A 26,813-nucleotide genomic window follows, 5' to 3' on the forward strand; every position below is an offset into this window, starting at 1 on the left:
CGCATCAGATTTGGCCCGGCGTCAGCCCGGGCATATAGGTATTCTTCAGGAGAAACGTATGTCCGTGACGCCCATGAAGGCTGGAGAAAATCTTCTCGCCGCCGGTCCCGTCAAGCTTATAGAGCGGTGCGGCGAAGCCGTGGCGTCTGCGGACAAGATCCTGCAGGCCGCCAAAGCCGGTGTCAGGATAAAAATTCAGGAAGAGGGCGGCGTTGATCAGGCGCAACATGCCGCGCACGGTCTGGCGTGGCTGGCGACCACGGTCGAAGGTCTGCGCCAGATGCACGACTGGGCGGCCCGCCTCCAGGACGAGGGCCGGTTCGGCGAGTTCGAGCAACTGTTGCTGATCGCAGCTTTCGGCGAATACGCGGCGCAGATCGCGAACGGCATCCCGATGAGCCAGCTCGAAATCGCCCGCGCTGATGCGCTTGGCGTGCCGAAGGCAGAGCTTCGCCGTTACGAGGATTCGGTTGCGGATCTCGTCGCGGAAGGTGGTGCGGAAAGTGTGAAGGCCCGCCTTGCCGAGCTGATCGCGGCGCAGCCCGAAGCCATGACCTTCGGCGATACGGGCCTCGATGAGACGCACGCGCAGATCCAGGATCTGATGCGCAAGTTCAGCCTTGAGGAAGTCATTCCGCACGCACACGAGTGGCACCTCAAGAACGAATACATTCCGCTCGAAGTGATCGCGAAGCTGGCGGAGCTTGGCGTTTTCGGTCTGGCGCTACCGGAAGAATTCGGCGGCATGGCGCTGGGCAAGGAATCGATGTGCGTCGCTTCGGAAGAGCTGTCGCGCGGCTACATCGGCGTCGGTTCGCTCGGTACGCGCGCAGAAATCGCGGGCGAGCTCATATTGCACAACGGCACGCCAGAGCAGAAAGAGAAGTATCTGCCGAAGATCGCGTCCGGCGAAATGCTGCCGACGGCCGTTTTCACCGAACCGAACACGGGCTCCGACCTCGCGTCGCTCAAGACGCGCGCTGTGAAGGACGGCGACGTTTACAAGATCACAGGCCAGAAGACGTGGATCACGCATCCCGTCCGCGCTGACATCATGACCGTGCTGACGCGCACCAATCCGAATGAGGCGGGTTACAAGGGCCTGTCGATGTTCCTCGCCGAGAAGCCGCGCGGTTCAGACGACGAGCCGTTCCCGGCCAAGGGCATGACGGGTGGCGAGATCGAAGTTCTCGGTTATCGCGGCATGAAGGAATACGACATCTCCTTCGACAGCTTCGAGGTCCCGGCGGAAAACTTGCTCGGTGGCGTCGAGGGACAGGGCTTCAAGCAGCTCATGAACACGTTCGAGGGTGCGCGCATCCAGACGGCGGCGCGTGCGGTCGGCGTGGCGCAGTGCGCGATGGACCTCGGCCTCAAGTATGCGCTGGAACGCGTGCAGTTCGGTAAGCCGATCTATTCGTTCCCGCGCGTGCGCAACAAGGTCGTGATGATGGCGGTCGAAACGATGATCGCGCGGCAGCTCACCTATTTCTCGGCGCGCCAGAAGGATGCCGGCCGGCGCTGCGATCTTGAAGCGGGCATGGCGAAGCTGCTCGGCGCGCGTGTCGCTTGGGCCAACGCGGATAACGCGCTGCAGATTCACGGCGGCAACGGTTTCGCTCTCGAATATCCGATCAGCCGCGTGCTTTGCGATGCGCGCATCCTGAACATCTTCGAAGGCGCCGCCGAAATTCAGGCACAGGTCATCGCACGGCGTCTGCTCGAAGGTGCGAATTAAGCGGGCAGCGAGGAAAGACTCGTGATGAGGTACGTCATAGCGATCCTTGGCGGTGTGCTCTGGTTTGCGCTTGGGGCGCAGGCCATGGCGCAAGAGGACGATGACGGCCCCCTCACGGCAACTTGGGTCGCTACCGAACTGGGCGGCAAGCCTGTCGACGGACCGACGCTTGCCTACTCGACGGACCGAGTGTCGGGCACGGGCGGCTGCAACCGCTTCAAAGGCCCGATCTCGATCGAGGACGACGCTATCCAGATCGGGCCGCTCGCGGCGACTAAGATGATGTGCGAGGGGAAGGCGGAGATTGAAGCGCAGTATTTTTCGGCGCTCGAAGCTGCGCGTTCTTTCGTCGTGAAGGGCGATACGCTGACTCTCAAGTCGGAAGACGGCCACGACCTCGTGAAATTCCGTAAGTGATTCGTGGCGGGCGGCTCGCACGCCCAAGCCCGATCTCAAAACATCTGCGGCATAACCCGTTTTTCGGGGAAAGACGCGACGCTTCGGCTCGTGCTAAGGCAAACCTCCAGTATTTTGTTTGCGCCTTCCGACTCTTCTCTGAAGAACCGGCGGGAAGGCGCGAACGAAGAGCCGCAATAACTGGAGCCCAATGACACGGTCTATTCTCATCACCGGATGCTCTTCGGGCATTGGCCTTGACGCGGCCAGGACCATGCGCGAGCGCGGATGGCGCGTTATTGCCACCGCGCGCAAGCCTGACGATCTCGCACGCTTGAAGAACTTTCTGAACGTCGAGGTTCTGCCGCTGGAACTCGCCGACTCGCAGTCGATCGCGACATGCGCCATTCGTGCATTGGAGATGACGCGCGGCAAGCTTGATGCGCTGTTCAATAACGCCGCCTTCGGTCAGCCCGGCGCGGTGGAAGATCTGACGCCAAAGCTTCTGCGGGAGCAGTTCGAAGTCAACGTCGTCGGCACGCACGATCTGACGCGGCGGCTCATTCCGGCGATGCGCAAGAACGGCGCGGGGCGGATCGTCAATTGCTCGTCGGTGCTCGGCATGATTGTTGCGCCCTATCGCGGCGCCTATTGTGCTTCGAAGTTTGCACTTGAAGCCTTGACGACGTCATTGCGGCTCGAACTCGAAGGCTCGGGCATTCACGTGTCGCTGATCGAGCCCGGACCGATCCGGACGCGGTTCGTCGAGCATTCCGTGAACCGGCTGCTGGCGACGGTCGATATCGACAATTCGCCTCATCGTGACATCTATCGCGCACGGCTTGATGCGATGCAGGCGGGCGGGCAGCAGATGTTCAAGCTCGAACCGGAAGCGGTGACGAAGAAGCTGATCCATGCGGTCGAGAGTTCGTGGCCGCGGCGGCATTATTACGTGACGACGCCGACGTATCTGGCAGCGGTGATGCGCCGGGTGCTGCCGAACTTTGCGATCGATTATTTCGCGCGTCGGTTTTGACCCCTGCTGGGCAAATACATGCCAAGTTTTGCGCGCCACACTTTCAGCTTTTCGTCGAAAGGAATCGTGTGAAGCGGACTCGATGACGGAAGCTCGATCGCCGTGAAGCGCTCTTCTCCGACGATGCCGGGCTTCACGATATAGCGTCGAAAGAGATCGCGGGCTTTTTGGCCGTTAAATGCGACCGTCTTGATTGCTTGATGTTTGGCGAAGAACTCGCCGAAGTCGTTGACAATCGGATTGCGAATGGCAGCGTCCGAGCTTCCGATGCGTTCGGCGCCTTCGAGTACATCCCATAGCGCCCAGCGGTTGCTTTCAAGAAGCGCGACACGCTCGATGAATAGCGAGGGCAATGGTTTTCCCGCGAGTGCTGCTATGAGGGGCCAAAAGTCGTTTCTCGGATGGGCGTAGTACTGCTGTAGCCGAAGCGACTCTTCTCCCGGAAGCGTGCCGAGAATCAGAAGACCCGCGCCGTTCGGGACGAAGGGCGGGAAGCTGTATTTGATCGCCGGCGGTGGCGATGCCTTGGCTCTCGTTTTCATGCGCGGTGATAGGGGTGGCCTGAGAGGATCGTGGCGGCACGATAAAGCTGCTCAGCCAATACAACACGCGCAAGGCCGTGGGGAAGCGTCAGCGCTCCGAGTGAGAGTTTTAACGAACAAGCACTCAAGGCTGCTTCGCCGTGCCCGTCTGGACCGCCGATAAGGAAGACGCAGGACTTCGCACCGCCGTCGCGTGTGTCACGCAGGAAGGCGGCGAAAGCCTCGCTGGAGAGCGACTTGCCGGTTGGCTCAAGGGCGACGGCAATGTCGCCAGGGCCGACGTCTCGCAGCAATCTTTCTGCTTCGTCGCGTTTGCGCTCACCGACGTCGGCGGCGCGGCTTTCGGGATATTCGCGAATGTCGATGGGGCCGAGGCCGAGCGGCTTACCGGCGCCGTTCAACCGTTTGGCATAGCGCTCGACGATGGCGCGCTCCTCGGCGTCTTTCAATTTGCCGACGGCAGATATAGCGATACGCATCAGGGGAACGCTCCGCGGCCGAAGGTTTCAGCCGCGTTTCAACGAAATTCTTCTCAGACCTCGCCGTTAGTGCTGCGAGGAGTCGCCACGCGATGCGTCGGGCGGGATCTCCGCCTGCCACATCTTTTCGAGGTTGTAGAATTCGCGGACCTCGGGGCGGAAGACGTGGACGATGATATCGCCCGTGTCGATCAGCACCCAGTCGCAGGCGTTCAGGCCTTCGACGCGAACCCGGGCTTCGCCGCGCGCCTTCAGCTTCTCGCGCAACTGCTCGGCAATGGCGCCGACGTGCCGGTCGTTACGGCCCGACGCGACGACCATGTAGTCGCCAAGCGCTGACTTGCCTTCGAGGGGGATGGAAACAACTTCTTCTGCTTTAGCTTCGTCAAGCCAATTGACGATGTCGTTAAGCAGGGCTGCCGTGTCCGGCGCCTTGGCGGCGGACGGGGCGATTGAGGAGCTCTTGCGAGCGGCCTCGGTTGTGGGTCGGATCAAGCGGCGAGCGTCCTTTGCTGGTTGGTCCCGCATGTCACTACGGCCCGGACAATCCGGACAGCACCGATATTAAAGGGCGTCGGCCTGAGCCGCAATTGGAAATGCGCTCTAGGCCGCCTTAAAAGTGTCATAAAAGTCATAGGCTTAGGTGTTTTCACGCGCAGAGTGGGGCGCTGCTCTGCGCAGGGCGGTGGAGGAAAGCCCGGAAAGCCGGATGGTCAGCAGCATCCAGGCGGGGGGCTGGCGGTCGGCCAGAGAAGCGGCTTCGGACTCCGGAAGCCGGTAGCGTTTCAGCCACTGGGCGGCGGGGGAGGCGAGGCCAGCGTGTCGCCATCCGGGCCGGTCGACGACGGCAATCGGCATGGTCTGGGCGATCTCGCGCCAATGCTGCCATCGGTGGAACGAGGCGAGGTTATCGGCGCCCATGACCCAGACGAAGCGAACGGCCGGGAAGCGGTGACGGAGGAACGACAGGGTGCCCGCCGTGTAGCGGGTGCCGAGTTCGCGCTCGAAACCGGTGATCTTCATGCGCGGGCCGTGAGCGAAGACCTCGACGAGTTCCATGCGGCTGTCGAGTCCCGACAGGCCGTCGTGGGATTTGAGCGGATTGCCGGGCGTGATCAGCCACCACAACTGGTCGAGGCCAAGCCGTTTCACGGCGGCCTCCGCAGCGATGCGGTGACCGTCGTGGGGCGGATTGAACGTTCCCCCCATGATCCCGATGCGCTGCCCGGGAAGGCAGAGAGGGGTGTGGACGCGAAGGGAGCCAAAGCTTTGCGGCGGAATCTTTCGCGTCAACTCAGACGTGCCTCATTCCACATACGTCACTTCGGCCGGATCTGGCCGGTGCCGCGCACCTTGTACTTGAAGCTCGTCAGCTGTTCGACGCCGACCGGGCCGCGCGCGTGCATCTTGCCGGTCGCGATGCCGATCTCGCCGCCAAAGCCGAACTCGCCGCCATCGGCGAACTGGGTCGAGGCGTTGACCAGAACGATTGCCGAGTCGACCTCGTTGAGGAACCGTTCGGCTGCGGCAGCATCTTCGGTGATGATGGCGTCGGTATGCTGCGAGCTATAGCGTGCGATATGGTCGATGGCGCCTTCGACCCCGTCGACCAGCTTCACGGCGATGATCGCATCCAGAAACTCTTTGCCGAAGTCGTCGGGCGCAACGGGCTTCACGCGCGCATCGGTTTTCTGGATCGCAGCGTCGCCGCGGACTTCGCAGCCCGCTTCCAGCAAGGCTTTCACCAGCGGCGTGACGATATCAGACGTCGCGTTCTTGTCGATCAGCAGACACTCGGTCGCGCCGCAGACGCCGATGCGGCGCATCTTGGCGTTGACGACGAGCGGTACCGCGATGTCCATGTTCGCGGCCTTGTCGACGTAGGTGTGGCAGATGCCTTCGAGATGCGCGAAGACCGGCACACGCGCTTCCGTCTGCACGCGCTCGACGAGGCTTTTGCCGCCGCGGGGTACGATGACGTCAACGGCGCCTTCGAGGCCGCGCAGCATCATGCCGACGGCTTCGCGGTCGGTCGTCGGCACGAGTTGGATCGCGGCTTCGGGCAGTCCGGCCGCGCGCAGGCCCTCGACGAGGCAAGCGTGAATGGCGATACTCGAATGGTGGCTGTCGGAGCCGCCACGCAGGATCGAGGCATTGCCCGCCTTGAGCGAAAGCGCACCGGCGTCAGCCGTTACGTTCGGGCGGCTCTCATAAATGATGCCGATGGTGCCAAGCGGAACACGAACGCGCTGGAATTTCAGGCCGTTCGGCCGAGTCCATTCCGCCAGAACGGTGCCGACGGGATCGGGCAACTCCGCGATCTCTTCCATACCCTTGGCGACGCCTTCGATGCGCTTCTCGTTGAGTTCGAGGCGGTCGATGTAGGATGCGAGGCGGTTGGCGGCTTTCGCGGCTTCGACATCCTTGGCATTGGCCTCAAGGATTTTCGGAACGGCAGCGCGCAACGCTTTGGCCGCGGCCTTCAGAGCCGTGTTCTTTTCTTCCGGCGTGGCGATGGCGAGGCGGCGGCTCGCAGCTTTCGCAGCTTCGCCGATGCCGCGCATGATCGCTGCGGTTTCGTTTTCGATGCGCTCCGGTTTGTTCATCGCTCAAGTCCTCGTCAGCGCCATGTCGTCCCGATGGATGAGAGTGGTGCGCCCTTCGTAGCCCAGGATCGTGGCAATATCGCTCGAATGCTTGCCCATGATACGCCGGGCATCGGCCGCCGCATAGGCAATCAGGCCGCGCCCAAGCTCACGGCCGTCGGCAGACCGTATAATAACGGCATCGCCTCTGTCGAACGAGCCGTCGATGCGTGTTACGCCAGCAGGTAGGAGGCTTTTGCCTGTCAGCAAGGCTTTCTCGGCGCCGAGATCCAGGAAAATCTGGCCGTTGGGCACGAGCTGGCCGGAAATCCAGCGCTTGCGGGCGGTTACGGGATCGGATTTGGCGATGAACCACGTCACGCGCGCGCCTTCGGAAATGGCGCGCAGCGGATGGTGAATCTTGCCTGTCGTGATGACCATGTTGGTGCCCGCGGCGAGCGCGATCTTGCCGGCCGTGATCTTGGTCTTCATGCCGCCTTTCGACAGCTCGGTCCCGGCGTCGCCCGCCATCGCTTCGATCTCAGGCGTGATCTCGGTGACGAGCGGAATGTGCTGCGCATCTGCATGCTCGTTCGGCGGAGCCGTGTAGAGGCCGTCGATATCCGACAGCAGCACCAAGCAATCAGCGGACACCATCGATGCGACGCGGGCCGACAGCCGGTCGTTGTCGCCGTAGCGGATTTCTGTGGTGGCGACGGTGTCGTTCTCGTTGACGACGGGAATGGCCTTGAGGTTCAGCAGGACTTCAATGGTGTTGCGGGCATTCAAATAGCGTCGGCGCTCTTCGGTATCGCCGAGCGTCAGCAGCACTTGCGCAGCCGTCAGGCCGCGGGCTCCGGCAAGCTCGCGATAGGCGTGGGCGAGGCTGATCTGGCCGACGGCGGCGGCCGCTTGGCTCTGTTCGAGCGCTAACGGGCCTTTCGGCAAACCCAATGCATGGCGGCCGAGTGCGATCGAGCCCGACGAGACTAGGATGACTTCCTTGCCCGCGCGCGAAAGGGCGGCGACGTCATCCATCAACGAATTGAGCCATTCGGCTTTCAGGCCGCCGGTTGTCCGGTCCGTCAGCAGCGCCGAGCCGATCTTGACGACAATGCGCTGCGCCTCGGCCCATTCGGGCCGTGCGGTCGGCGTCGTAGCGTTGGAAGCGGTGATGCCGGCCATTGTCATCTCGGAAACGGTGTCAAAATAGGTAAGCTTGGGCGTGCCTTATCTGCAAATGTCGTCATTCCGGCAAGGGGAAGGGCTCGCATATCGGCAATGCCGGGTGGAATTTTACCAAATATGCCGCGAAAACGTCGCTAAACGCCTCTTTACGGCACGAAGGAGAGAAACAGGAACGTCCCAAAGATCACAAGGTGAAGAAAGCCGAACAGGACGTTGGTGCGGCCGGTTCCAAACGTCAGGATGCTGGCCGCCAGCGTCATGACGATGAGCGCCAGGTCTCCCGGTTCGAGACCGAGGACCAGGGGCGTGTGCAGAAAGAGGTTGGCGGCCGCGATAGCCGGAATCGTCAGCCCGATTGTCGCCAGTGACGAGCCAAGTGCGAGGTTCAAGCTCTTTTGAAGTTGATTGTTTCGGGCAGACTTCACCGCCGCAATCGATTCCGGCAGCAGCACGATAAGGGCGATGATGACGCCGCTGATGCTCGATGGTGCCTCGAGCTTCGAGACGCCGACGTTGATGATGATCGCTACGAGCTTTGCCAAGAGAACGACGGCCGCCAATGCAACACAAAGGAAGAACGCCGAGAGCGCGAGCTTACCCTCCGCCGGACCCGACGACTCCGTCGCGGTATGGGGATGCTCGCCGACGAAATAGCCACGATGCAGAACGGTCTGCGTATATAGGAACACCAGATAGAGCGCGATCGTCACGATGCTGATGTAGCTAAGCTGGCTTTCCGAATAGAGCCCTCCTGGAACCGTCGTCGTGTAGTTCGGCAGGATGAGCGTGAGCGTCGCCAGAACGATCAGCATAGCGAGGTAGATCTTCGCCGACGTCACGTCGAAGGTCTGTTCTCGGAAGCGAAGACCTCCAACGACGATGCAAAGCCCGACGAGGCCGGTCGTTACGATCATGATGACGGCGAAGACGGTTTCTCGCACGAGCGTCGGCGTCGCCTTGCCGGTGAGCATCAATGAGATGATTAGCGCCAACTCGATGATCGTGACGGCGACTGTCAGGACGAGTGTGCCGACTGGCTCACCCATAATGTGGGCGACTTCCTCCGCGTGGTAGACGGCCGCAAACACAACGCCGATGAGCATCGGGACGAGGAGGATTGTGTTGACGATACCGAGAGTGTGCGTCGAGAAATCCTCGCCATAGCTCGTAGCAGTGGCTTCGATGAAAAGTAGAAGCCCAAGCACAGGCACGACCCATGTCCAGACCGGTGTGCGCGCGGAGTGGGTCATTTCGAGACTTCCTGATGTTGGGAATTGCTGGATGCGAGGCAGCTATTGTGAGCGAGTTGGCAGCGGGCGGCAAGGCGATCGTTTTGGCTCAAGGGCTGCGTTGTAGCCTCTGCGATGTCTGAGAACGCCGCAGAATGTTATCCTCCGGACAGTCTGAGGATCTACTCATCAGCGAGTGATCTGCATGATGTCATCCTCGGCCTGAAGCCGAGGATGACATCATGGCGATTAGGGTTGCCAGGGACCGGCCTCGTCGCCGTCAGCTTCATCGTCTGTCTCATTTGCGCGCGTGATCTCGCGGACGAGCGCATAGAGAGCATCTTTGACACCTTGGCCGGAGACCGCCGACAGCATCAGCGGCGTCTTGCGGGCGGCCTTCTTCAAAATCTCGCGGCGTTCTGCGAGTGTGGCTTCGTCAAGCGCATCGCACTTCGACAGCGCGACGATCTCTTTCTTTTTTTCGATGCCCTCGCCATAGGCCTTAAGCTCGCGGCGGACGGTTTTGTAGTCGGCCGCGACGTCTTCGGAGGTCGCATCGACCAAATGAAGAAGCACGCGGCAGCGCTCGATGTGTCCAAGGAAGCGATCGCCCAATCCGGCACCATCGTGGGCGCCTTCGATCAAGCCTGGAATGTCGGCGAGCACGAAATCGGTATCGCCCGCACGGACGACGCCGAGGTTGGGATGCAGCGTCGTGAACGGATAGTCGGCGATCTTCGGCTTGGCCGCCGAGACGGCCGCGAGGAATGTCGATTTGCCTGCATTCGGCAGGCCCACGAGACCGGCGTCGGCGATAAGTTTCAGCTTGAGCCAGATCGTCAGCTCTTCGCCCGGCTGGCCGGGATTGGCGTGGCGCGGCGCCTGGTTCGTCGCGCTTTTGAAGTGCGCGTTCCCGAAGCCGCCGTTGCCACCCTTTGCCAGGCGTACGCGCTCGCCCGGATGGGTGAGATCGGCAAGGAGCGTTTCGCCGTCCTCAGCGAAAACCTGCGTGCCGGGGGGCACCTTGACGATCATGTCCTTGCCGTTCGGTCCGGCGCGGTTCTGACCCATGCCGGGCGTGCCGTTCTGGGCGAAAAAATGCTGCTGATAGCGGTAGTCGATCAGCGTATTGAGGTTCTGCACGCATTCGACCCAGACGTCGCCGCCCTTGCCGCCATCACCGCCGTTCGGTCCACCGAACTCGATGAATTTCTCGCGACGAAAGGCGATGCAGCCGTTTCCGCCTGCGCCCGATCGAATGTAGATTTTTGCCTGATCCAGAAATTTCATGATGCGCGCGCTCGAATGGCCATGGTCCACGGACGCCGGCGTTCATACGTCAGCGCCGGAAGTTCACATTGGCGCGCCTCGCACCAGCCCGTGGAGGTGCCGGTGGGGCGGAAGCCGAGTTTGCGAATGACGCGCGCCGACGCCTCGTTGCCGGTTAGATGTTTGCAGATGAAGCGGCGAACGCCGGATTTCGCGAAGCCATGCGCCATCACGGCGCGTGCGGCTTCGGTGGCGTATCCTTGGCCCCAGTAGGGCTTGCCGATCCAATAGCCGAGCTCGGCGTCGCCGTTGTCGTCGAGCGTGAAGCCGCAGATGCCGATCAGCTCACCGTTGAGGTCAATACCGAACACTTCTTCATGCTCGGCGACGCCATCGACCCAGTGATTGGCGGCTTCCTCGGAATAGGGAAACGGAATGCGCCCTGTCATACTTGCGACGTCCCAGTCACCGGCCAGCACGGCGATGCGGGCGGCATCACCATGGACAACAGTCCGGAGAGTGAGACGGGCGGTTTTCATGACGTCCGATCAAAGGCGAAGGAGCCTTAGGCTTGTGGGGCAATCCGTTGACGATATGAGGGGAGCTCTGAAAAGGCAAAAGGGGATGGCAGAGCCATCCCCGTAGTCCGTACAACCGAGCTTTTCGATCGAAAGCGGATTATTCCGCGGCGATCGCTTTGACCGGCTTCACCGAAATATAGGTGCGGCCGTTGCGCTTGGTGGCAAATTCGACGGTGCCTTCCTCGACGGCAAAGATCGTGTGATCGGTGCCCATGCCGACACCCGAACCCGGATGCCACTGCGTGCCACGCTGGCGGCAGAGGATGTTACCCGGAATCACGTATTCGCCGCCGTAGCGTTTGATGCCAAGGCGTTTGCTTTCTGAATCGCGGCCGTTACGTGTCGAACCGCCTGCTTTCTTTTGTGCCATTTCAAAATCCTCGAATGGAGCGGCGGCTCGTTACGCGCCTGCGATGTCGGTAATGCGCACGACAGAAAGGTCCTGACGGTGGCCCTTCTTGCGGCGAGAGTTCTTGCGGCGGCGCTTCTTGAAGGCGATCAGCTTCGGCCCGCGCGACTGCTTCACGAGTTCGGCGACCACTTTGGCGCCCGATACGAACGGCGCGCCGATGGTGACGTCGGCACCCGAGCCGACCATCAAAACTTCACCGAATTCAACGGTAGCGCCGGCATCGCCAGCTACACGTTCGATCGTTACGACGTCGTCTTTGGAAACGCGGTATTGCTTGCCGCCTGTCTTGATGACAGCGTACATGGCTCTTGTCCTTTCGGCCTTTCAGGCCTGTTGCCGCGCCCTATGGCGTCACCGAAAACGGTGAACTTTCAATATGTTGCCAGCTAGAGCCAGCAAGGAGCCTCGGGCAGCGCGTTCAACGCGGGCAGTTTTCCTGGCCCACGGGTGGCGGGCTTTATTGTCGATGTGAGGGCTATTGTCAACGGCCGTGCGGCGTTTCAGCCGGCCAATTTCTTTTTGATAACACATCGTAAATGCCGCTCGGGTCGCCCATTTTTAGGGGCTCCTGGGATTGTCACCAGAGGTGATGATGGCCGTTCCTGCTTCGTCTGTCAGCACGCGACCGCAGAGCGATGTCCTGCCGGCGATACCTGTGATCGAAACCGGGCTGGATTTTCCGCTGGCAACGCTGCGTGCCTCAGTAGAAAAAACACATGCGCTGCTCAATGTGGCGACGCGGCGCTATCCGAAGCGATTATTGGCGGGCCTCGACGGGGTTTCGCGGGCGTGGCTCGTTCGCGCGAACAATGTGCATTTGTCCGAGATCGACGCCATTGCCGAAGCGCTGGGCCGACCAGGCGCCTATTTCTTTTCGATCAACTATGAGTGGGGCTGCACCTGCCGAGCGGCGTCGTCGGCGGATGGCCGTTCGGCGCGTTTGATCCGAGTGCTCGATTGGCAGACGCCGGGGCTTGGCGCGAACCTCGTTTGCGCAAAAGTCGTGGGTTCGTCCGCCGGGCCGTTCGCCGTTCTCACCTGGCCGGGATACACCGGCGTGCTGCAGGTGATGGCGCCGGGCCGGTTCTCGGCGGCGCTGAACCAGGCGCCGATGCGTGATCCGACGGGGCTTTTTTACGTCGATTGGGCCGTCAATCGACGTCGCGTGTGGAAAATGCCCTTTCCAACACCTGCGCACCTGCTGCGCCGGGTTGCGGAAGAGGCACGAGACTTCGCCGAGGCGCGCCGGATGCTGACGGATGCGCTGATTTCCACGCCCGGCATCTTCACGCTTGCGGGGCTGGCACCTGACGAGACCGTCGTCATCGAACGGACGGAGCATGAGGCGCGTGTGCGTAACGGTGTCGATGCGGTCGCCGCCAACCATTGGAGCGAGGCGGGCTGGAGGGGACGGCCGCGCGGTGACAGCAGCTTTGAGCGGTGCCGAGCCCTTAAGAGTGTTCCCCCGACATTCGATGACGGCTTCGCGTGGCTTGCCTCGCCGGTGCTCAACGCCAAGACGCGGTTGGCGATGGTTGCTGATGCCAAGACCGGCCGTCTCCTCGCGCGTGGCTACGAGGCGGATGGCCCTGCGACGCAATCCCTCGACCTTGAATGGCATGCGGCGGTCTGAGCCGCTTGCGTCCGGAAGCGAGCGCCGCTAAAAGCCCCACTTCGCCGTCAGGCGCCACGGCTTCCGGAGAGGTGGCAGAGTGGTCGATCGCGCCGCACTCGAAATGCGGAGTACTCGCAAGGGTACCGGGGGTTCGAATCCCTCCCTCTCCGCCATAAAATATTAAATACAAATAGGAAAATTCGTATCTCTACGGTCGTCGCAAATTCCTGGGCGCCGTCGGAGACTTAGCGCGTGCACGCCGTCGGCGCGCGACTGAGAGACGGGTTTCGGACCGGAATTGCGAGGCCGTCGTGCCGAAAGTCTCTTGTCGGCTTTCAGGTGGTACCGCTGAGTGTCGGAAAGGAGTGGGGTCTTCGATGCCAGCATCCACCGGATCAGCATAGCCGGTTTCCCCCGCTCTAAGGTTGGAACGTTTCCGTTTCGGAGCAGATCATTTTCTCGTTCGCCGCGCGCCCCGGTCCGACAAGCCGGTCAAGAAACACGCAGGTGCATATCGAATTCATATCGAGACCACTGCTTAAATCGGGATAATTTGAATTCGACATTTTCCTTTTCTGGCTCGAACGGTTGCGTCCTTACAACCTCCTTCAGGAAAAAGATGCAATTGCTGCCAGATCGTTTGACCGCTTTCAGGAAGGAAGATTTCCTCCGACGAGGGTGAATCGGCGGGAAAAAGCCGACTCCAAGAGATCGCACCGGGGGAAATTGGAATGCTGCCGATCTATCGCCTGGCCGCGCTCGCAGCTGCTCTTCTGTTGACGGGGGGCGTCGACAGTGTCTTCGCGCAGCAGACCGGCGGCGGCACGGATATAGCTCCAACCCCACCCCCCGCCACGATGACGCAAGCACCCACCACGCAGCCACCACCCGCCGCGAGCGGGACTACGACCACGCCTCCGGCCGCGAACACGCAGCAGCTTCCGGAAGTAGAGGTCATCCAGCAGCAGGCAAAAGCTCCGCCACCGCGAAAGATCCAGCAGACTGCGAAGCCGAAGAAAGCTTCCGTTGCCCAGGCCCCGGTGACGCCACCGACGGCACCGGTTGAAAAGGACTTCTCGGTTGCCGAGCCCACGCAGGTGAAGATGTCGCCCGTGGGCGGCAGCGAACTTCCGATCGCGAAGGTTCCGGGGTCCGTCGGTACGGTTTCATCCTCCGACGTGACGCGCAGCGGCGCGATGGCAGTGCAGGACGTGCTCCAATCGCGCATCCCCGGCGTCATCGTGAATGACTTGCAGGGCAATGAGTTCCAGACGAATGTCCAATTCCACGGCTTTGAAGCCTCGCCTCTCGATGGCGTGCCTCAGGGCTTGGCGGTGTACGAAAATGGCGTCCGCATCAACGAGGCATTCGGCGACGTCGTCAACTGGGACTTCCTGCCGTCGATTGCCATTTCCGATATTGCCGTGATGAGCAACAATCCGGCGTTCGGCCTCAATGCGCTCGGTGGCTCCATCAGCATATCGATGAAGGACGGATTTAATTTTCAGGGCGTCGAGACCGACATCCGCGGCGGTTCGTTCGGACGCATACAAGGGTCGGTACAGGCAGGGCAGCAAGTCGGCAATTACGCAGCCTATATCGCGGTCGAAGATATTCACGACGGCGGTTGGCGGCAGTTCTCACCATCCGATATCCGCCGCACGTTCGCCGATATCGGGTTCAAGAACCACGATGCCGAGCTCCATGCCAACTTCACTGGCGCCGACAACTTCGTTGGGGCCGTTACGGCCTCTCCGGTCCAGCTGCTGGATGAAAGCTACAGCGCCGTCTACACAAATCCGCAGACGACGCAGAACGACATGGCGATGGGATCGGTCAACGGCTCTGTGAATGTCACGGATACGTTGAAGGTCTCGGGCGTCGGCTACTATCGTCGGTTTAATCAGCATCATGTCGATGCCAACGGTTCCGAAGCGGCGCCCTGCGCGGGCGATGCAAGTGTGCTCTGCTTCGACAATCTCGACGGCACGACCGTTCAGCTCGTCGATCAAAACGGCAACCCGGTGTTAACGCCGGCTGGCGGCGACAATTACGTCGGCGAAATTGATCGTACATCGCAACAGGCCGAAAGTTACGGGGCGTCATTGCAGGGCGTGCAGAAGGCGAAGATCTTCGGCCATAAGAATCAATTTTTGTTGGGCGGCAGCATCGATCATGGCCGCGTCGGCTATCAGACCAGCGCCGAGATCGGAAGTATCGGTCCCAATTTCACGGTAACCGGCGACGGCCAGATCGTCGCCAACTCGGATATAGCGCCGGTCGATATCACGACGACGAACACCTATTACGGCGTCTTCTTTTCCGACACCTTTGATGTAACTGACCGGCTCTCGCTGACGGCCGGCGGCCGCTTCAATTACGCCGATATCCGTCTCAAGGACAACACGGGGCTGGCTCCCGATCTCAATGGCAATAATGTCTATCAGCGTTTCAATCCGATGGCCGGAGGTACCTATGAACTTCTGCCGGGGCTGTCGCTCTACAGCGGATATTCAGAAGCCAACCGCGCGCCGGTCGCAGCTGAGCTAGCCTGCGCTGATCCCAACAATCCCTGCCTCATTTCAAGCTTCCTGACCTCTGATCCTCCGTTAAAGCAGGTCGTCTCGCGCACCGCGGAAGCGGGCCTCCGCGGTGAGATCACCAGCTTCGGCGACAATCAAAAAGTCACTTGGACACTTGGCTTCTTTCACGCCATGAATAGCGACGACATTATAAATGTGGCGTCGTCGATCGCCGGTCGAAGCTACTTTCAGAACGCGGGCAACACGCTTCGCGAAGGGCTCGATGCCAGCATCGATTATCGCAACGATCGTTTGTATCTCTTCGCCAACTATAACTTCACCGATGCGCGCTTTGAGAGCACGTTCGACGTCAATTCGCCCAACAACCCTCAGAACCCATCGAACGGCGACGATTTCATAACGACCGTGCATCCGGGTGATCGTATGCCGGGTATCCCGCAGCACAGGTTCAAGGCGGGTTTCGACTACTGGCTGACGCACCAGTGGAAGTTCGGCGGCGATTTGACGGCCGCGTCCGATCAGATTTTCTTCGGCGACGAGGCGAACTTGAATAAGCCGTTAGCTGGGTATGCCGTCGTCAATCTTCATACGTCCTACGACGTCACGCAAAACATACAGCTCTATGCGATCGTGAATAACATTTTCGATCATCAGTACGGAACGTACGGCAACTACTTCACGCTCGATGACGCAACCGCAGCATCGCTCGGAACCATAGATTTCACGGATCCGCGCACGATCGTCCCGGCGACACCGCTTGCGGCTTACGGTGGAATGAAGGTCAGATTCTAAGTAGTCGCACTCGGGTCACTGGCTTTCGGGTATGTTCCTGTTCCAGGATTTGTCTCATTTCTCGAGAGACAAACGAACATGCTCCGCGGCAACACCTACGCCTTACTCGACAACCGGATTCTGGCTAAAACTTTCGTAGCTTGGTTAGTGGTCATCGCTTTTGACCCAAATCGGACACGCATGGATGGCCATGGCGTGTGTGTGGAGAGTCGCATTGCGGAAAATATCTGTGACAGCAACAGTCCTTTACTTGGCAACTGCCGAGCACTCGACTAGCGTTAGAGGTGATTTGTCCGGACCGGGGGGTTGCAATGCAGGTTTTCAAGTCAGGCTTCGTGGCCGCGATTATGGTGTGCGCACTTTCGGCGACGGCTCAGGCGGCCGAATGTACGAGGGTCGCCGCCATTGGCGATAACTTCACCCACGATTTGGCGGTGCTGTTCTCTCACAACGCACTTAAGAATACGATCGCCGGGAAAGGGCTTATACCGAAGGGGCCAGTGAAAACCACCTGCAAATCAGGGGCGATGATTGAGTGTTACTCCTCGCAGATGGCCTGTAAGGGCGGGACGCCTGCGGCCTGCTTGGGCCCCTGGCTTTGCTTCTAAACTAGGCACTAGACGTGGCCTCGTTTTGAATCTGTTCTTGCGGCTCGAACCTCGCAGTTATGTCGAGCACTATCCGCAAAGATGCATCGGGCGCGTTATTGCCCGTAACGCGGCCGCTCGAGTGAAGCTAACGGATCGCTTCACCTCCGGGAAAGCAGAGCCAGGAGGCGTCGGCGTCTCGGCAGAGCCGACGGTCGGTCCCAATAGCTGTCGCGTGGAGTGGCAGCGATCGGCGATGCGGGAGCCCCGCCGACCACGTTCGCTGTGAGACGAGATAGGTCGAATCTTCGGATGCTCGATCACGTGTTCAAGCCCTGAATTGACTTGTTCAAGTTCGGAAATCGCTATGAGGCCGGGCGATGCTTCTTCTGCTGCTTCTTCCCATGAGCGTATTTTGGCACAGGCTTATATTCGCCGCTTGATTTTGATGAACCTGGGTGAGGCCCGGTGCCCTTGGGATGAGTTTTCTGCGCGTCACGCTTTCGATGAGGATGCGCGCCAGCTTTTTCTTTGTTTCGATCCCGCCATGGCGTCTTCGCGTGCCGACCCGTTTGAGGATCAGACAAGGTTGCGGCTCTGGCTTCGTCGTCTTTCTGCTGCCGGGCAGCGAGGGGCGGATCGCCGTGCGTGCCAGCGTCGTCACCCATGGTGGCGCCGATGCGCGAAATCCGCCCCTCGTTAGGCTTCATGGTGCGCGCGGCATCCGCGAACGTGTCTGCGGAATTGGCGGCGATCTGGAAGCGCGTGTCGCGGTCGAAGATCTTGATAGAACCGATCTCGGATTTCGTCACATTGCCGGCGCGGCAGAGAAGCGGCAGCAGCCAGCGGGGCTCGGCATTACGCTCGCGGCCTATATCGATCCGGAACCAGACCATCTCACGGCCCTGATCACGAACGGCGTGCGTGGAGCGGCCGTCTCTCGGGCGCGCCCTCGCGCGCTCCTCTCGGCCTTGCGGCCCTTGGCTGCGTACTTTTCTATCCTCGACCCGCTCCCGAGGTACTCGCGCATGATCATCGCGCCGCCGCGGCGGGCCCGTATCCTCAGTAAGATCTTCCGGCGCGGGCAGCTGGGCTCGGTGGATGCGGACCAACGCGAGAGCAATCTCTTCTGCCGTGCGGCTAGACTGAAGGGATTGCGCAAGCTTCAGATCCTCGTCCGTCGCGGGAGCGGTGAAGATAGAGCTGGCCAGAAAGCGCTCCTGATCTCGTGCGCGGATCTCCTCAGCGGTCGGTGCCGGGCCCCACGTGACCTTGAGCTTCGCACCGGCCAGCAGCGCATCTGCCTTACGCCGGCGGTTGAACGGGACAATCAACACACACAGGCCCTTGTTGCCGGCCCGCCCCGTGCGACCCGAGCGGTGAAGAAGTGTCTCTGCATCATTGGGCAGATCGGCGTGAATGACGAGCGAGAGAGCCGGCAAGTCGAGCCCGCGCGCCGCCACATCCGTCGCGACGAGAACGCGCGCGCGGCCATCGCGCAGCGCTTGCAGCGCATGCGTGCGCTCGTTCTGCGTCAACTCTCCGGATAGGGCGACCGCAGAGAAGCCTCGTTCCACCAGACGCGCGTGCGTCCGCTTTACAGCTTCGCGCGTCGAACAGAACACAATCGCGGCGCCGGCCTCGTGAAACCGAAGCACGTTGACGATGGCGTTTTCAATATCGCCCGGAACCACGCGAATGGCGCGATACTCGATGTCGGCATGCTGCTCGTTGCGCTTCACCGTTTCGATGCGAACGGCGTCGCGCTGGTAGCGGCGCGCCAGTGCTTCGATCTCGCGCGGCATGGTGGCCGAGAACAGGAGCGTCTGGCGCCCTTCAGGGGTTGCGTCGAGAATGAATTCCAGATCCTCGCGAAATCCGAGATCGAGCATCTCATCGGCCTCGTCGAGCACAACGGCTGCGAGTTTTGTCAGGTCAAGCCGCCGTCGTTCTAAATGGTCCCGCAGACGTCCGGGCGTGCCGACCACGATATGGGCGCCGAAGCCGAGTTGGCGGGCTTCCGCACGTGCGTCCATGCCCCCGACGCAGGTCACAACACGCGCCCCGGTGTCTGCATAGAGCCAGTCGAGTTCGCGCTGAACTTGCATCGCAAGCTCACGCGTCGGCGCGATGATCAACGCCAGCGGCTCAGCGGCTTGCGGGAGGCGTTCCGCTTCTCCAAGCAGCGTCGGCGCCATCGCAAGTCCGAAGGCGACCGTTTTGCCAGAGCCGGTTTGCGCCGAGACCAGCAAATCGCGTCCAATCGTGTTGGCTTCGAGAACCGCTAATTGTACGGCGGTCGGCGCAGAATAGCCGCGCGCAGAAAGAGCGCGCTCGAGCGCGGGATGAACCGACGAGAAGGCCATGATTGTGAAGACTTTTCGAATGGAGAAAGCCCACCTGGCTCTGTTCGAGTGGCAGGCGCACTTCGTCAAGAATGTCGTTATTTAGCGTGCCTAGCCGGTATTCGGCGTAAACGCCAGAGGCAGGTTGGCGCGCTTCGAATATTGGTTAGCCTGCCACGTAAGACTTTCGGCCAGAAGTTCCCATGTGTGGACGGCACCCCGTTGGCAAGGACTTTTTGTTTTGTCGCGCAGAGTTGGTCGGTAGCGCCCCTGAGTGGCAGAGCGGGATAGGCACGATTGAGATAGAACATAATCGACTGAGATCTCGTATGCCTGAATTAGGTCCAACGGCATTATCTCAATGGTCTCATTAGGACAGGCGGTGAATTTCCCCACAAGTTCACACCTTCTGTTGCTCCTGTTGTCGCGATGCAGAGCAGGCGGGCATCGAGCAGCATTCGCCGAATGACATCGGACGGCGCATGCGCACGTCTGCTCCTCACTCAAGAACAGACCGATGGCCCCTTTCAGATTCAGAACGAGCGATGCGGATGGTGGAGCGAAGTCTCTTCGTGTCTAGAAAAGACACTCGCTGCCCCATAACGCGAGAAGTTCGCCATCCCTCATAAGTCCCGCTGGTCGCAATGCCACCACCAGGCACGAACAAAGCGGCAAGCGCTGTACTTGAGCCGAAAGGGTCGGCAATTCCGATGGACCAAGTGGCGTCGTCGGGCGCTTTCCTATGACGGGTTTTGATGTCGAGCCCTGATTACACGCGTCTTACGTGATGCGAGAACAGGGCTGACTATGTCCGCTTCACTGCAGCGGTACCGGTGCATGTCGGAAAAGATCGGGATGAGAGCACGTCGCGGACGGACTCGACAACACATTGTGAGCTGCGAACATTACGACTTGCTTACGTCGCGCAGACAAAATTGGTGACGATAAGCGCCACCATCTTTGTACGACAAGAGCCGCAAGTGACTGGACTTTGCCTGTGATCGCTCCGCTACAGCGCGCGAAGCAGATTGTGTTAAGCACTTACTAGCTTCACTCGTCATCGGTTGCCGCCAAACCTTCATGTCTTGTTCGCGCACAATATGAACTTCGGTAAAAATCGTAGGCACTTCATCCGAGCGAGTTTTTATTCGCTTCTGTTGTCCACTCCGGTTCACGCTACTGAAATTGGCGACAGCGTCAGTGCTGTTAGCAGATACGGCAATGGAATGATCACTGCTCCGATCAGACAGGATAAACTGGGATGGCAAGTGCAGCTGCCCGGAGGACAATGGGTATTCTGCCGACGCAGTTGTTCGGAAACGCTTCGCGTCGAAACGATAGATTTCTTTGAATCGAACCAAGCCGGCAACGGACAGCTCACAAACGAGTGCGGAATTTTTGGATGCCTGGATTTGAAATATCGCCAATGAGACAAAGTTGGAGAGGCTCCACCTAAGCTCATTTTTTACAATTGTGACTTGTGTCAGACGCGTGCAGGAAAGCGTCCAAGAATAACAATTCTGTATTTTAAGGGCCGCATTTGCATCCCTTCCGCGGGTCCATCAGGCACTGACGTCATCACACTGCTGTTGGGCCGGAAAGGGGGCCGAACCCGCAGTCGCGGACGTGAATGCATTCGGGGATTCGGGGAAATGCATGCGCTTGTTGATCGTAGAAGATAATGTGCGAATTGCTGAATACATAGGAACAGCACTTCGCGCTCAAGGATTTGCCGTCGATGCCGTAGGAACGGGCGCGGATGGTGATGCCGCGATCGCGACAACATCCTACGACGCAGTTATTCTCGATCTTGGATTACCTGATATCGACGGCCTTACTTGGCTTGGCGCCGTTAGAAAGCAAGTCAATCAAGTTCCCATTCTCGTTCTAACTGCCCGAGACGCTTTACGCGATTTGGTGCAGGGGCTCGATTCTGGCGCAGACGACTATATGCGCAAGCCGTTCGAGGTCGATGAACTCGTTGCGCGCGTGCGCGCATTGCTGAGGCGGCCGAACCATACCATCGGGACGCATCTCTCTCACGGCAATATCTCGCTCAATACGAGCACGCGAGAAGTGCTCGTCGATGGCGTCGGGGTCGAAGTTGGAAAACGCGAATGCAGTGCGCTTGAGCTTTTGCTCCGACGCGCGGGGCGGGTCGTTCCCAAGACCGCAATCGAGGAAGCGCTCTACAGCTTCGACGAGGAGCTTTCATCTAACGCAATCGAAGTTCTCATCCATCGTTTACGCAAACGCATGAGCGATGCCAACGCCAATGTCCATATCCACACATTGCGCGGAGTTGGGTATATTTTATCAAATTCCACGAACTAGGCATGCAGAGTTCGAAAGCAGCACCCTCGATCTGGCTGCGATTGATCGTCGGCCTTGTTACAGTTTCGCTACTTGCCGCAACGGCCACGAGCTGGCTGATTTACGAGAGATTTGTCTCGACGAATTCTGAATTTAGGGATCGCACGCTTCAGAACGACGCGCGTGCTATAAAAAACCTTCTTCAGCGTGCGGCCGAAGGGAGGCCGCTTCAACTTTCGGATTTCCTGACAGGCGACTTCCGAAACGGGAATGGCAAGTTCGCCATCGTTAGCGAAAACGGAGTTCTTCTGGCTGCCTCAACTGGTGTCAACGCGCCGCTGGCTCCGATCGACGGCCAAAATACCCGCGATTTCTTCGTCTCCGCGGCCGATAGGCGAAAAGGACGACTGTATGGTTTTACCCTCAAAGGGATGTTTGGATCAAAGCCAGTTTGGATTCAAATCGCATTACCACAAGGTGAGGCAGCCTTTGACTCCTTGCTACAAAACTTTGTCGTCGATATCGGATGGATCTGGCTGCCCTTCGTCATCTTCCTCCTGCTAACAAATCTTCTTGTTGCCCGGATCGGTTTGCGGCCGTTACGGATCGCCGCTTTGCAGGCCGAATCCATTGGCCCGAGCGCTGTTTCGACTAGGTTGTCAAATGAAGGACTTCCACGTGAGGTGGACGCGCTCGTGAGTTCTGTAAACAGGGCTCTCGACCGGCTTGAAATCGCATTCCATTCTCAGCAACATTTCATCGCTGATGCTGCGCATGAACTGAGAACGCCCATTGCGGTGATCAAAGCCCACGTCGGCATTCTTCCCAATTCGCCCGAAATTGAGTCTCTCAAGGAGGAGATCAGGGCTGCCGAACGCCTCGTCAATCAGCTGCTCGATTCGGCTCGGCTGGATGTCGTCGTGTTGGACGCAACTGATGTGACGGATCTCAACTCGATTGTCGAAGAAGTCGTTTTGCAACTTGGGCCGATGGCCATCAAATGCGGCAAGTGCCTGGAGGTTTTACCTTGTCCGATGAAGGTTGAGGTGAATGGTTGCCACGATATGCTGGCGTCTGCCGTGCGCAATTTGGTCGAGAACGCAATTCGCTTCACTGCCCCTGGCACGTCTGTCGTGATGGTCGTTTCTTACCCTCCCGCGCTCGAGGTAATTGATCACGGGCCTGGTGTTAAGGTGGAAGAGCGCGAGCGCATATTTAAGCGCTTCTGGCAAGGTACGCGAGACCGAGGCGGCGGTGCCGGGTTGGGCCTCGATATCGTTGCACGCACTGTTGCCGCCCTTGGCGGATCCGTGTCCGTAGGCGATGCCCCAGGAGGAGGCGCGGTGTTCACATTGCGCTTCCTACCGCCAAAAGATGTGGCGCGGACAACAGACGTTCGCTTTTCGTAATTTTGTAAATTGAAATCCATCTTACTTCACTGCCGTTGCCTCGTATCGCCTTCATCGAGAGGCTGTCCCCTCGCCTTCGAACTAAACAGCGGACCCAACTTTTCATTGTGATTTCTTGAAGGCTGTAAGCACGCCGTAAGCGCTTACCTCGATGGTCATGGCCGGTCGCAACAACGAGGGGAGCGATTCGGTGCAGATCATTGTCGTGACGCAGAGCCATGCTCGTCGGTCCGAGGTTGAGCACTTCATTGCTGATGTTTATCGTAGGCATTACGGGGCTTCCGTTCCAGAATTCTCACCTACACTCCTTGCTTTGCTCGGGCGCGATGGTAATTGGCTGTGCGCTTCGGGACTGCGCTTTGCTGAGAGCGATTTTTTTTCCGAGTGCTATCTTGATGAACCGATCGAGATACTTCTTGCACGAGCTTCTGGGGCAGCTGTAAATCGCGAAAGCATCTTCGAGGTTTCCGGCCTCGCCAGCCGTGCACCGGCGCGGGCCGCACAATTTCTTCACTACATCGTTTCGTATGGTGATACCGCTGGCTTCGACTGGGCCTTCTTCACCGCCACCAAGCGCCTACGCAGTCTCCTCAGCGCTCTCGGCCTACCGCACATCGTCTTAGGAGATGCTTACAAGCAGCGCGCCCAAAATCCCCAAGTGTGGGGATCCTATTACGACGGCGCGCCGCTCGTTTGTGCTGTCAGCCGCTCTGCGGCGCAAATCTATCTCAACAAGCAGACGAGCACGGTGGTCCATGCTTGATATCATCTCCGCACTGCGCCGCAACGCTATCGACCAAGATGCCTCTCCGGCTTTTTCCGATGACTCTGGCTCGCTAACGCACGCTGATCTTTCAGCCCGTGTCGCTGAATGTGCGGCCAATCTGGAGTCGTTGCCCCACCACCTGGGACTTTTGGGAGAAAACTCAAACGACGCGGTCGTCGCGCAACTCGCAGGTTGGGTCGCAGGCAAAATAATCGTCCCGATCCCTGCATTCTTCAGCTCTGCACAGCAGAAGCACATTCTTGCCGACTGCAGCGTTTCGCACGTCATCGCGACTCCGAACGCGGTCGATGCGGCACGCCAGCTCGGTGTCGAGGTTGTGCCGGTGACAAACGGGCGGCGGGCCTCTCCGCCGGAGCTTCGCCATGGTGGCGGACAAATCATCTACACATCAGGAAGCACTGGGCGCCCAAAGGGCGTGCGGCTCGCCTTGTCCCAGATCGAGCGCTCGGCAGCCATGTTGGCGCAAGCGACATGCGCCACGCAAGACGACTTGTATCTTTCTGTGCTGCCGCTTCCCCTCCTTCTCGAGACGATATGCGCGATCTGCGTGCCGTTGTTCGCCAAGGCACGCACGCGCTTCGATCGGGCCATGACCGCCTCGGTGGCACGAGGCCAGCCGCAAGGACTGAGCGCAACCTTTGCCAAGCATGATCCGACAACTTCCGTCCTCGTACCCGAGCTTCTCGCCGCATGGGTGGCGGAGCTCGATGCAAGCGGCCAAAGGGCACCGACTAGTCTGCGTTTTGTTGCGATCGGCGGTGCCCCGGTTGCGACAGCCATAACCGATAAGGCCTGGAGCAAAGGCATCCCCGCGCATGAGGGCTACGGTCTTTCCGAATGCTGTTCCGTCGTCGCAGTCAACCGCCCCGGCAAGCGCAGACCCGGGACGGTGGGACAGCCACTGCCAGGTTTGAACATCAGCATCGAAGACGGCGAGATCGTCGTCGACGGGCCGACGATCATGCAGGGTTATCAGAATGGCTGCGATGCGGCCCATCCTTGGCGGACCGGTGATCTGGGTATGCTCGACGCCGATGGCTATCTCCGGATCTCCGGCCGCAAGGACAACCTTATCGTCACTTCGTTCGGCCGCAATGTGAGCCCCGAATGGATCGAGGCACTGATAACGACGGACGAGCGAATTGCCGCGTGCGCCGTGCTGGGTCACGGCGAGCCATATTTGAGCGTACTCATAGTTCCGAGTTCTCGAATTGCAGATTGGTTCGCCACTGTCAGCAAAGCAGAAGTGCTGTTGGCGCTCTCCAATATCTGCCGCGACGCCCCTGTGTACGCGATACCGCGCGATTTCGTCCTGCTCGCTCGCAACGATGCAGTTCGGCGCAACCTTCTCACACCCAACGGCCGATTCCGCCGCGCGTTACTGCCTGACGCCTACGCCGAGATCAAAGCCGCCGCCGAGCGGCGTCCTGTTACGCAAGAAGAGGAGATGAGCGCATGAGCTTTTACGACACGTTGCAAGCCGAGACAGCACCTGACCGTCAGGCCTTCCTGTCCATGCCACTCATTCAGACGGCCATGCAGAAGGGAGCGTCCCGCGAACTCTACGTCGACTTTCTCACGCAGGCCTATCACCACGTGAAGCACACCTTTCCACTGTTGGCGTTCGCTTCTGCACGCACGCACGACGAGACCTACCAGGATGCACTCGTCGAATACATGGAGGAAGAGCGCGGGCATGAGAAGTGGATACTCGATGATATTCGCGCATTCGGTGGCGATGTCGAAGCGGTGAGATGTGGTGCGCCGGGACAGGCATGCCAGATCATGGTCGGCTACACCTACTATGCGGTCGAGTGGATCAGCCCCTATGCAATGCTCGGCAGCGTGCATGTGCTGGAGGGCATGTCGACGATGCTGGCCGACAAAGCCGCTGACGCCATTCAGCGCTCACTTGCTCCTCCGGACAAGTCAGGCTTCTCCTACCTTCGCTCGCACGGTGCGCTTGATATTCAGCACGTCGCCTTTTTCAAAAGCCTTGTCGACGAAATTTCAGCTGAGGCGCGTCCCGTCATCATCTCGACATCGAAGATTATTTACAGGCTCTACGGCGACATCTTCCGTGAGCTATCTCTGCGTCATCCGGGCCTCCGCGATGCAGCTTAAGGGTAAGCTAGCCGTCATAACCGGCGCGGGTTCGGGTATCGGCCGCCAGCTTGCTGTCGAAGCGGCTCGGCGAGGTCTGACGGTGGCATTAATCGGCCGCCGCGCCGACGCATTGCATGGAACGCTCGAGATGATGGGCCATCAGCGCAATCACGTGGCGCTTCCCGGCGACATCACGGATCCGGAAATTCGCATCGCCTTGAAAAACTACATCGCGCACTGGTGGGGGCGGCTCGACGTTCTTGTCAACAACGCTGGTGTGCTAGCCGTCGGGCCACTCGCGAGTACCAGCGACGCCGAACTGGAGCGTCTGATGAAGACAAATGTAATCGCGCCAGCAGCTCTAATTCGTGAGCTGTTGCCGTTGCTTCATCGTGGAGCTCCCTCGCGAGTTGTCAACATCGGGTCCATGTTCGGTGACATTGCCTACCCACTGTTTGGGGCCTATTCGGCATCTAAATTCGGCCTTCGCGGGCTTTCGATTGCACTGCGGCGCGAGTTCAAGGAGTTCGGGGTCGGCATTACTTATGCGGCGCCGCGCGCAACAAAAACGGATGCATTTAGCAACTTCGCACGTCTCATCGACCCGCTGCGGATGCGCGTCGATGATCCTGCGAAGGTCGCGCGCGATATCTGGGCGGCCGTCGCACGTGATGCGGACAGCGTCTATGCGAAAGGCCCCGAGCGTCTGTTCGTACTCGTGCAGAGACTGTTCCCGCAGCTCGTTGATCGCTCGCTGGAGGCACAGATGGCGGACACGCGCGTGCGTGCATTCTTAATGAGCCAGAACGGATCCCCTACGACGCTTGAGGTCGGATTGCGGAGCAGTGGAAGCACGTGAAA

General features: G+C 59.7%; 25 protein-coding genes and 1 tRNA gene. 14 read left to right on the forward strand and 12 right to left on the reverse strand.

All coding sequences use genetic code 11. From position 1 onward, the window contains the following. The first annotated feature begins 58 nt into the window (after positions 1–58). The 3 genes from RLW41_RS11620 to RLW41_RS11630 all read left to right on the forward strand — a co-directional run bounded on the left by RLW41_RS11620 (position 59) and on the right by RLW41_RS11630 (position 3,170). Positions 59–1,738: an acyl-CoA dehydrogenase family protein gene (locus RLW41_RS11620; protein ID WP_414461519.1), complete on the forward strand. Its 1,680-nt coding sequence runs from the start codon at positions 59–61 to the stop codon at positions 1,736–1,738. 24 nt (positions 1,739–1,762) lie between these two features. Next, on the forward strand, positions 1,763–2,155 hold the full coding sequence (locus RLW41_RS11625) for an META domain-containing protein (protein WP_414461520.1): 393 nt from the start codon (positions 1,763–1,765) through the stop codon (positions 2,153–2,155). 190 nt (positions 2,156–2,345) lie between these two features. Beyond that, on the forward strand, positions 2,346–3,170 hold the full coding sequence (locus tag RLW41_RS11630) for an SDR family NAD(P)-dependent oxidoreductase (protein ID WP_414461521.1): 825 nt from the start codon (positions 2,346–2,348) through the stop codon (positions 3,168–3,170). On the opposite strand, the gene RLW41_RS11635 is transcribed toward RLW41_RS11630, so the two are convergent. From RLW41_RS11635 to rplU, 11 genes are all read right to left on the reverse strand, one after another. Continuing rightward, a complete protein-coding gene (locus RLW41_RS11635) occupies positions 3,149–3,712 on the reverse strand; it encodes a DNA-deoxyinosine glycosylase (protein WP_414461522.1) in 564 nt (187 codons plus the stop codon). The two genes, RLW41_RS11630 and RLW41_RS11635, sit on opposite strands and share 22 nt — an antisense overlap. Next, positions 3,709–4,191 carry a 23S rRNA (pseudouridine(1915)-N(3))-methyltransferase RlmH gene (rlmH, locus tag RLW41_RS11640; protein WP_414461523.1) on the reverse strand — a complete coding sequence of 161 codons (483 nt, stop codon included), beginning with the start codon at positions 4,189–4,191 and terminating at the stop codon, positions 3,709–3,711. Before rlmH ends, RLW41_RS11635 begins: the two co-directional genes overlap by 4 nt. 66 nt (positions 4,192–4,257) lie before the next feature. Further along, positions 4,258–4,719: a ribosome silencing factor gene (gene rsfS / locus RLW41_RS11645; protein WP_414461524.1), complete on the reverse strand. Its 462-nt coding sequence runs from the start codon at positions 4,717–4,719 to the stop codon at positions 4,258–4,260. A 111-nt stretch (positions 4,720–4,830) separates the two neighbouring features. Further along, on the reverse strand, positions 4,831–5,484 hold the full coding sequence (locus RLW41_RS11650) for a nicotinate-nucleotide adenylyltransferase (protein WP_414461525.1): 654 nt from the start codon (positions 5,482–5,484) through the stop codon (positions 4,831–4,833). A 26-nt stretch (positions 5,485–5,510) separates the two neighbouring features. After that, complete coding sequence (locus RLW41_RS11655; RefSeq protein WP_414461526.1) at positions 5,511–6,797, reverse strand: glutamate-5-semialdehyde dehydrogenase; 1,287 nt, start codon at positions 6,795–6,797, stop codon at positions 5,511–5,513. A gap of 3 nt (positions 6,798–6,800) precedes the next feature. Further along, the gene (gene proB, locus RLW41_RS11660) at positions 6,801–7,961 is read right to left on the reverse strand and encodes a glutamate 5-kinase (RefSeq protein ID WP_414461527.1); all 1,161 of its coding nucleotides are present in this window, start codon (positions 7,959–7,961) and stop codon (positions 6,801–6,803) included. Positions 7,962–8,110: 149 nt separating this feature from the next. After that, positions 8,111–9,214 (reverse strand): calcium:proton antiporter, encoded by a 1,104-nt coding sequence (locus tag RLW41_RS11665; protein WP_414461528.1) that lies wholly within the window; start codon positions 9,212–9,214, stop codon positions 8,111–8,113. Between the two features lie 228 nt (positions 9,215–9,442). Further along, a complete protein-coding gene (gene obgE, locus RLW41_RS11670) occupies positions 9,443–10,483 on the reverse strand; it encodes a GTPase ObgE (RefSeq protein ID WP_013945764.1) in 1,041 nt (346 codons plus the stop codon). Beyond that, positions 10,480–11,001: a GNAT family N-acetyltransferase gene (locus RLW41_RS11675; protein WP_409561901.1), complete on the reverse strand. Its 522-nt coding sequence runs from the start codon at positions 10,999–11,001 to the stop codon at positions 10,480–10,482. The genes obgE and RLW41_RS11675 overlap by 4 nt, the downstream gene beginning before the upstream one ends. 139 nt (positions 11,002–11,140) lie before the next feature. Then, complete coding sequence (gene rpmA / locus RLW41_RS11680; protein WP_013945766.1) at positions 11,141–11,413, reverse strand: 50S ribosomal protein L27; 273 nt, start codon at positions 11,411–11,413, stop codon at positions 11,141–11,143. Between the two features lie 30 nt (positions 11,414–11,443). After that, positions 11,444–11,758 carry a 50S ribosomal protein L21 gene (rplU, locus tag RLW41_RS11685; protein ID WP_013945767.1) on the reverse strand — a complete coding sequence of 105 codons (315 nt, stop codon included), beginning with the start codon at positions 11,756–11,758 and terminating at the stop codon, positions 11,444–11,446. Positions 11,759–12,044: 286 nt separating this feature from the next. Between rplU and RLW41_RS11690 the strand changes: the two genes are divergently transcribed. The 4 genes from RLW41_RS11690 (at position 12,045) to RLW41_RS11705 (ending at position 17,013) form a co-directional block, all read left to right on the forward strand. Continuing rightward, positions 12,045–13,088, forward strand: a complete 1,044-nt coding sequence (locus RLW41_RS11690; RefSeq protein ID WP_414461529.1) for a hypothetical protein — start codon at positions 12,045–12,047, stop codon at positions 13,086–13,088. A 65-nt stretch (positions 13,089–13,153) separates the two neighbouring features. Next, positions 13,154–13,243: transfer RNA gene (locus RLW41_RS11695), tRNA-Ser, on the forward strand. Between the two features lie 558 nt (positions 13,244–13,801). Further along, positions 13,802–16,405, forward strand: coding sequence for a TonB-dependent receptor domain-containing protein (locus tag RLW41_RS11700; RefSeq protein ID WP_414461530.1), 2,604 nt, complete (start codon positions 13,802–13,804; stop codon positions 16,403–16,405). Between the two features lie 311 nt (positions 16,406–16,716). Beyond that, positions 16,717–17,013 (forward strand): hypothetical protein, encoded by a 297-nt coding sequence (locus tag RLW41_RS11705; RefSeq protein WP_409561905.1) that lies wholly within the window; start codon positions 16,717–16,719, stop codon positions 17,011–17,013. A 344-nt stretch (positions 17,014–17,357) separates the two neighbouring features. Here the strand turns inward: RLW41_RS11705 and RLW41_RS11710 are convergent, their stop codons facing one another. Then, positions 17,358–19,358 carry a DEAD/DEAH box helicase gene (locus RLW41_RS11710; RefSeq protein ID WP_414461531.1) on the reverse strand — a complete coding sequence of 667 codons (2,001 nt, stop codon included), beginning with the start codon at positions 19,356–19,358 and terminating at the stop codon, positions 17,358–17,360. A 1,079-nt stretch (positions 19,359–20,437) separates the two neighbouring features. Between RLW41_RS11710 and RLW41_RS11715 the strand changes: the two genes are divergently transcribed. From RLW41_RS11715 to RLW41_RS11745, 7 genes are all read left to right on the forward strand, one after another. Beyond that, a complete protein-coding gene (locus RLW41_RS11715; RefSeq protein ID WP_414461532.1) occupies positions 20,438–20,767 on the forward strand; it encodes a hypothetical protein in 330 nt (109 codons plus the stop codon). Positions 20,768–20,993: 226 nt separating this feature from the next. Next, complete coding sequence (locus tag RLW41_RS11720; RefSeq protein WP_409561907.1) at positions 20,994–21,671, forward strand: response regulator; 678 nt, start codon at positions 20,994–20,996, stop codon at positions 21,669–21,671. Between the two features lie 2 nt (positions 21,672–21,673). Beyond that, positions 21,674–23,059, forward strand: a complete 1,386-nt coding sequence (locus RLW41_RS11725) for a sensor histidine kinase (protein WP_409561908.1) — start codon at positions 21,674–21,676, stop codon at positions 23,057–23,059. 190 nt (positions 23,060–23,249) lie between these two features. After that, positions 23,250–23,822, forward strand: a complete 573-nt coding sequence (locus RLW41_RS11730) for a thermostable hemolysin (RefSeq protein WP_414461533.1) — start codon at positions 23,250–23,252, stop codon at positions 23,820–23,822. Then, complete coding sequence (locus RLW41_RS11735; RefSeq protein ID WP_414461534.1) at positions 23,815–25,305, forward strand: AMP-binding protein; 1,491 nt, start codon at positions 23,815–23,817, stop codon at positions 25,303–25,305. Before RLW41_RS11730 ends, RLW41_RS11735 begins: the two co-directional genes overlap by 8 nt. After that, positions 25,302–25,970 (forward strand): TenA family transcriptional regulator, encoded by a 669-nt coding sequence (locus RLW41_RS11740; protein WP_414461535.1) that lies wholly within the window; start codon positions 25,302–25,304, stop codon positions 25,968–25,970. The genes RLW41_RS11735 and RLW41_RS11740 overlap by 4 nt, the downstream gene beginning before the upstream one ends. After that, positions 25,927–26,811 (forward strand): SDR family NAD(P)-dependent oxidoreductase, encoded by an 885-nt coding sequence (locus RLW41_RS11745; RefSeq protein ID WP_414461536.1) that lies wholly within the window; start codon positions 25,927–25,929, stop codon positions 26,809–26,811. Before RLW41_RS11740 ends, RLW41_RS11745 begins: the two co-directional genes overlap by 44 nt. Positions 26,812–26,813 lie beyond the last annotated feature (2 nt).

The sequence above is a fragment of the Hyphomicrobium sp. DY-1 genome, assembly GCF_047497105.1.
Lineage (GTDB): Bacteria > Pseudomonadota > Alphaproteobacteria > Rhizobiales > Hyphomicrobiaceae > Hyphomicrobium_B.

What these genes read in the sequence shown, in the direction of transcription:
- RLW41_RS11620 (WP_414461519.1), top strand. Translation starts at nt 59, where the DNA reads ATGTCCGTGACGCCCATGAAGGCTGGAGAAAATCTTCTCGCCGCCGGT.
- RLW41_RS11625 (WP_414461520.1), top strand. Translation starts at nt 1,763, where the DNA reads ATGAGGTACGTCATAGCGATCCTTGGCGGTGTGCTCTGGTTTGCGCTT.
- RLW41_RS11630 (WP_414461521.1), top strand. Translation starts at nt 2,346, where the DNA reads ATGACACGGTCTATTCTCATCACCGGATGCTCTTCGGGCATTGGCCTT.
- RLW41_RS11635 (WP_414461522.1), bottom strand. Translation starts at nt 3,712, where the DNA reads ATGAAAACGAGAGCCAAGGCATCGCCACCGCCGGCGATCAAATACAGC.
- rlmH (WP_414461523.1), bottom strand. Translation starts at nt 4,191, where the DNA reads ATGCGTATCGCTATATCTGCCGTCGGCAAATTGAAAGACGCCGAGGAG.
- rsfS (WP_414461524.1), bottom strand. Translation starts at nt 4,719, where the DNA reads ATGCGGGACCAACCAGCAAAGGACGCTCGCCGCTTGATCCGACCCACA.
- RLW41_RS11655 (WP_414461526.1), bottom strand. Translation starts at nt 6,797, where the DNA reads ATGAACAAACCGGAGCGCATCGAAAACGAAACCGCAGCGATCATGCGC.
- proB (WP_414461527.1), bottom strand. Translation starts at nt 7,961, where the DNA reads ATGGCCGGCATCACCGCTTCCAACGCTACGACGCCGACCGCACGGCCC.
- RLW41_RS11665 (WP_414461528.1), bottom strand. Translation starts at nt 9,214, where the DNA reads ATGACCCACTCCGCGCGCACACCGGTCTGGACATGGGTCGTGCCTGTG.
- obgE (WP_013945764.1), bottom strand. Translation starts at nt 10,483, where the DNA reads ATGAAATTTCTGGATCAGGCAAAAATCTACATTCGATCGGGCGCAGGC.
- RLW41_RS11675 (WP_409561901.1), bottom strand. Translation starts at nt 11,001, where the DNA reads ATGAAAACCGCCCGTCTCACTCTCCGGACTGTTGTCCATGGTGATGCC.
- rpmA (WP_013945766.1), bottom strand. Translation starts at nt 11,413, where the DNA reads ATGGCACAAAAGAAAGCAGGCGGTTCGACACGTAACGGCCGCGATTCA.
- rplU (WP_013945767.1), bottom strand. Translation starts at nt 11,758, where the DNA reads ATGTACGCTGTCATCAAGACAGGCGGCAAGCAATACCGCGTTTCCAAA.
- RLW41_RS11690 (WP_414461529.1), top strand. Translation starts at nt 12,045, where the DNA reads ATGATGGCCGTTCCTGCTTCGTCTGTCAGCACGCGACCGCAGAGCGAT.
- RLW41_RS11700 (WP_414461530.1), top strand. Translation starts at nt 13,802, where the DNA reads ATGCTGCCGATCTATCGCCTGGCCGCGCTCGCAGCTGCTCTTCTGTTG.
- RLW41_RS11705 (WP_409561905.1), top strand. Translation starts at nt 16,717, where the DNA reads ATGCAGGTTTTCAAGTCAGGCTTCGTGGCCGCGATTATGGTGTGCGCA.
- RLW41_RS11710 (WP_414461531.1), bottom strand. Translation starts at nt 19,358, where the DNA reads ATGGCCTTCTCGTCGGTTCATCCCGCGCTCGAGCGCGCTCTTTCTGCG.
- RLW41_RS11715 (WP_414461532.1), top strand. Translation starts at nt 20,438, where the DNA reads ATGAACTTCGGTAAAAATCGTAGGCACTTCATCCGAGCGAGTTTTTAT.
- RLW41_RS11720 (WP_409561907.1), top strand. Translation starts at nt 20,994, where the DNA reads ATGCGCTTGTTGATCGTAGAAGATAATGTGCGAATTGCTGAATACATA.
- RLW41_RS11725 (WP_409561908.1), top strand. Translation starts at nt 21,674, where the DNA reads ATGCAGAGTTCGAAAGCAGCACCCTCGATCTGGCTGCGATTGATCGTC.
- RLW41_RS11735 (WP_414461534.1), top strand. Translation starts at nt 23,815, where the DNA reads ATGCTTGATATCATCTCCGCACTGCGCCGCAACGCTATCGACCAAGAT.
- RLW41_RS11740 (WP_414461535.1), top strand. Translation starts at nt 25,302, where the DNA reads ATGAGCTTTTACGACACGTTGCAAGCCGAGACAGCACCTGACCGTCAG.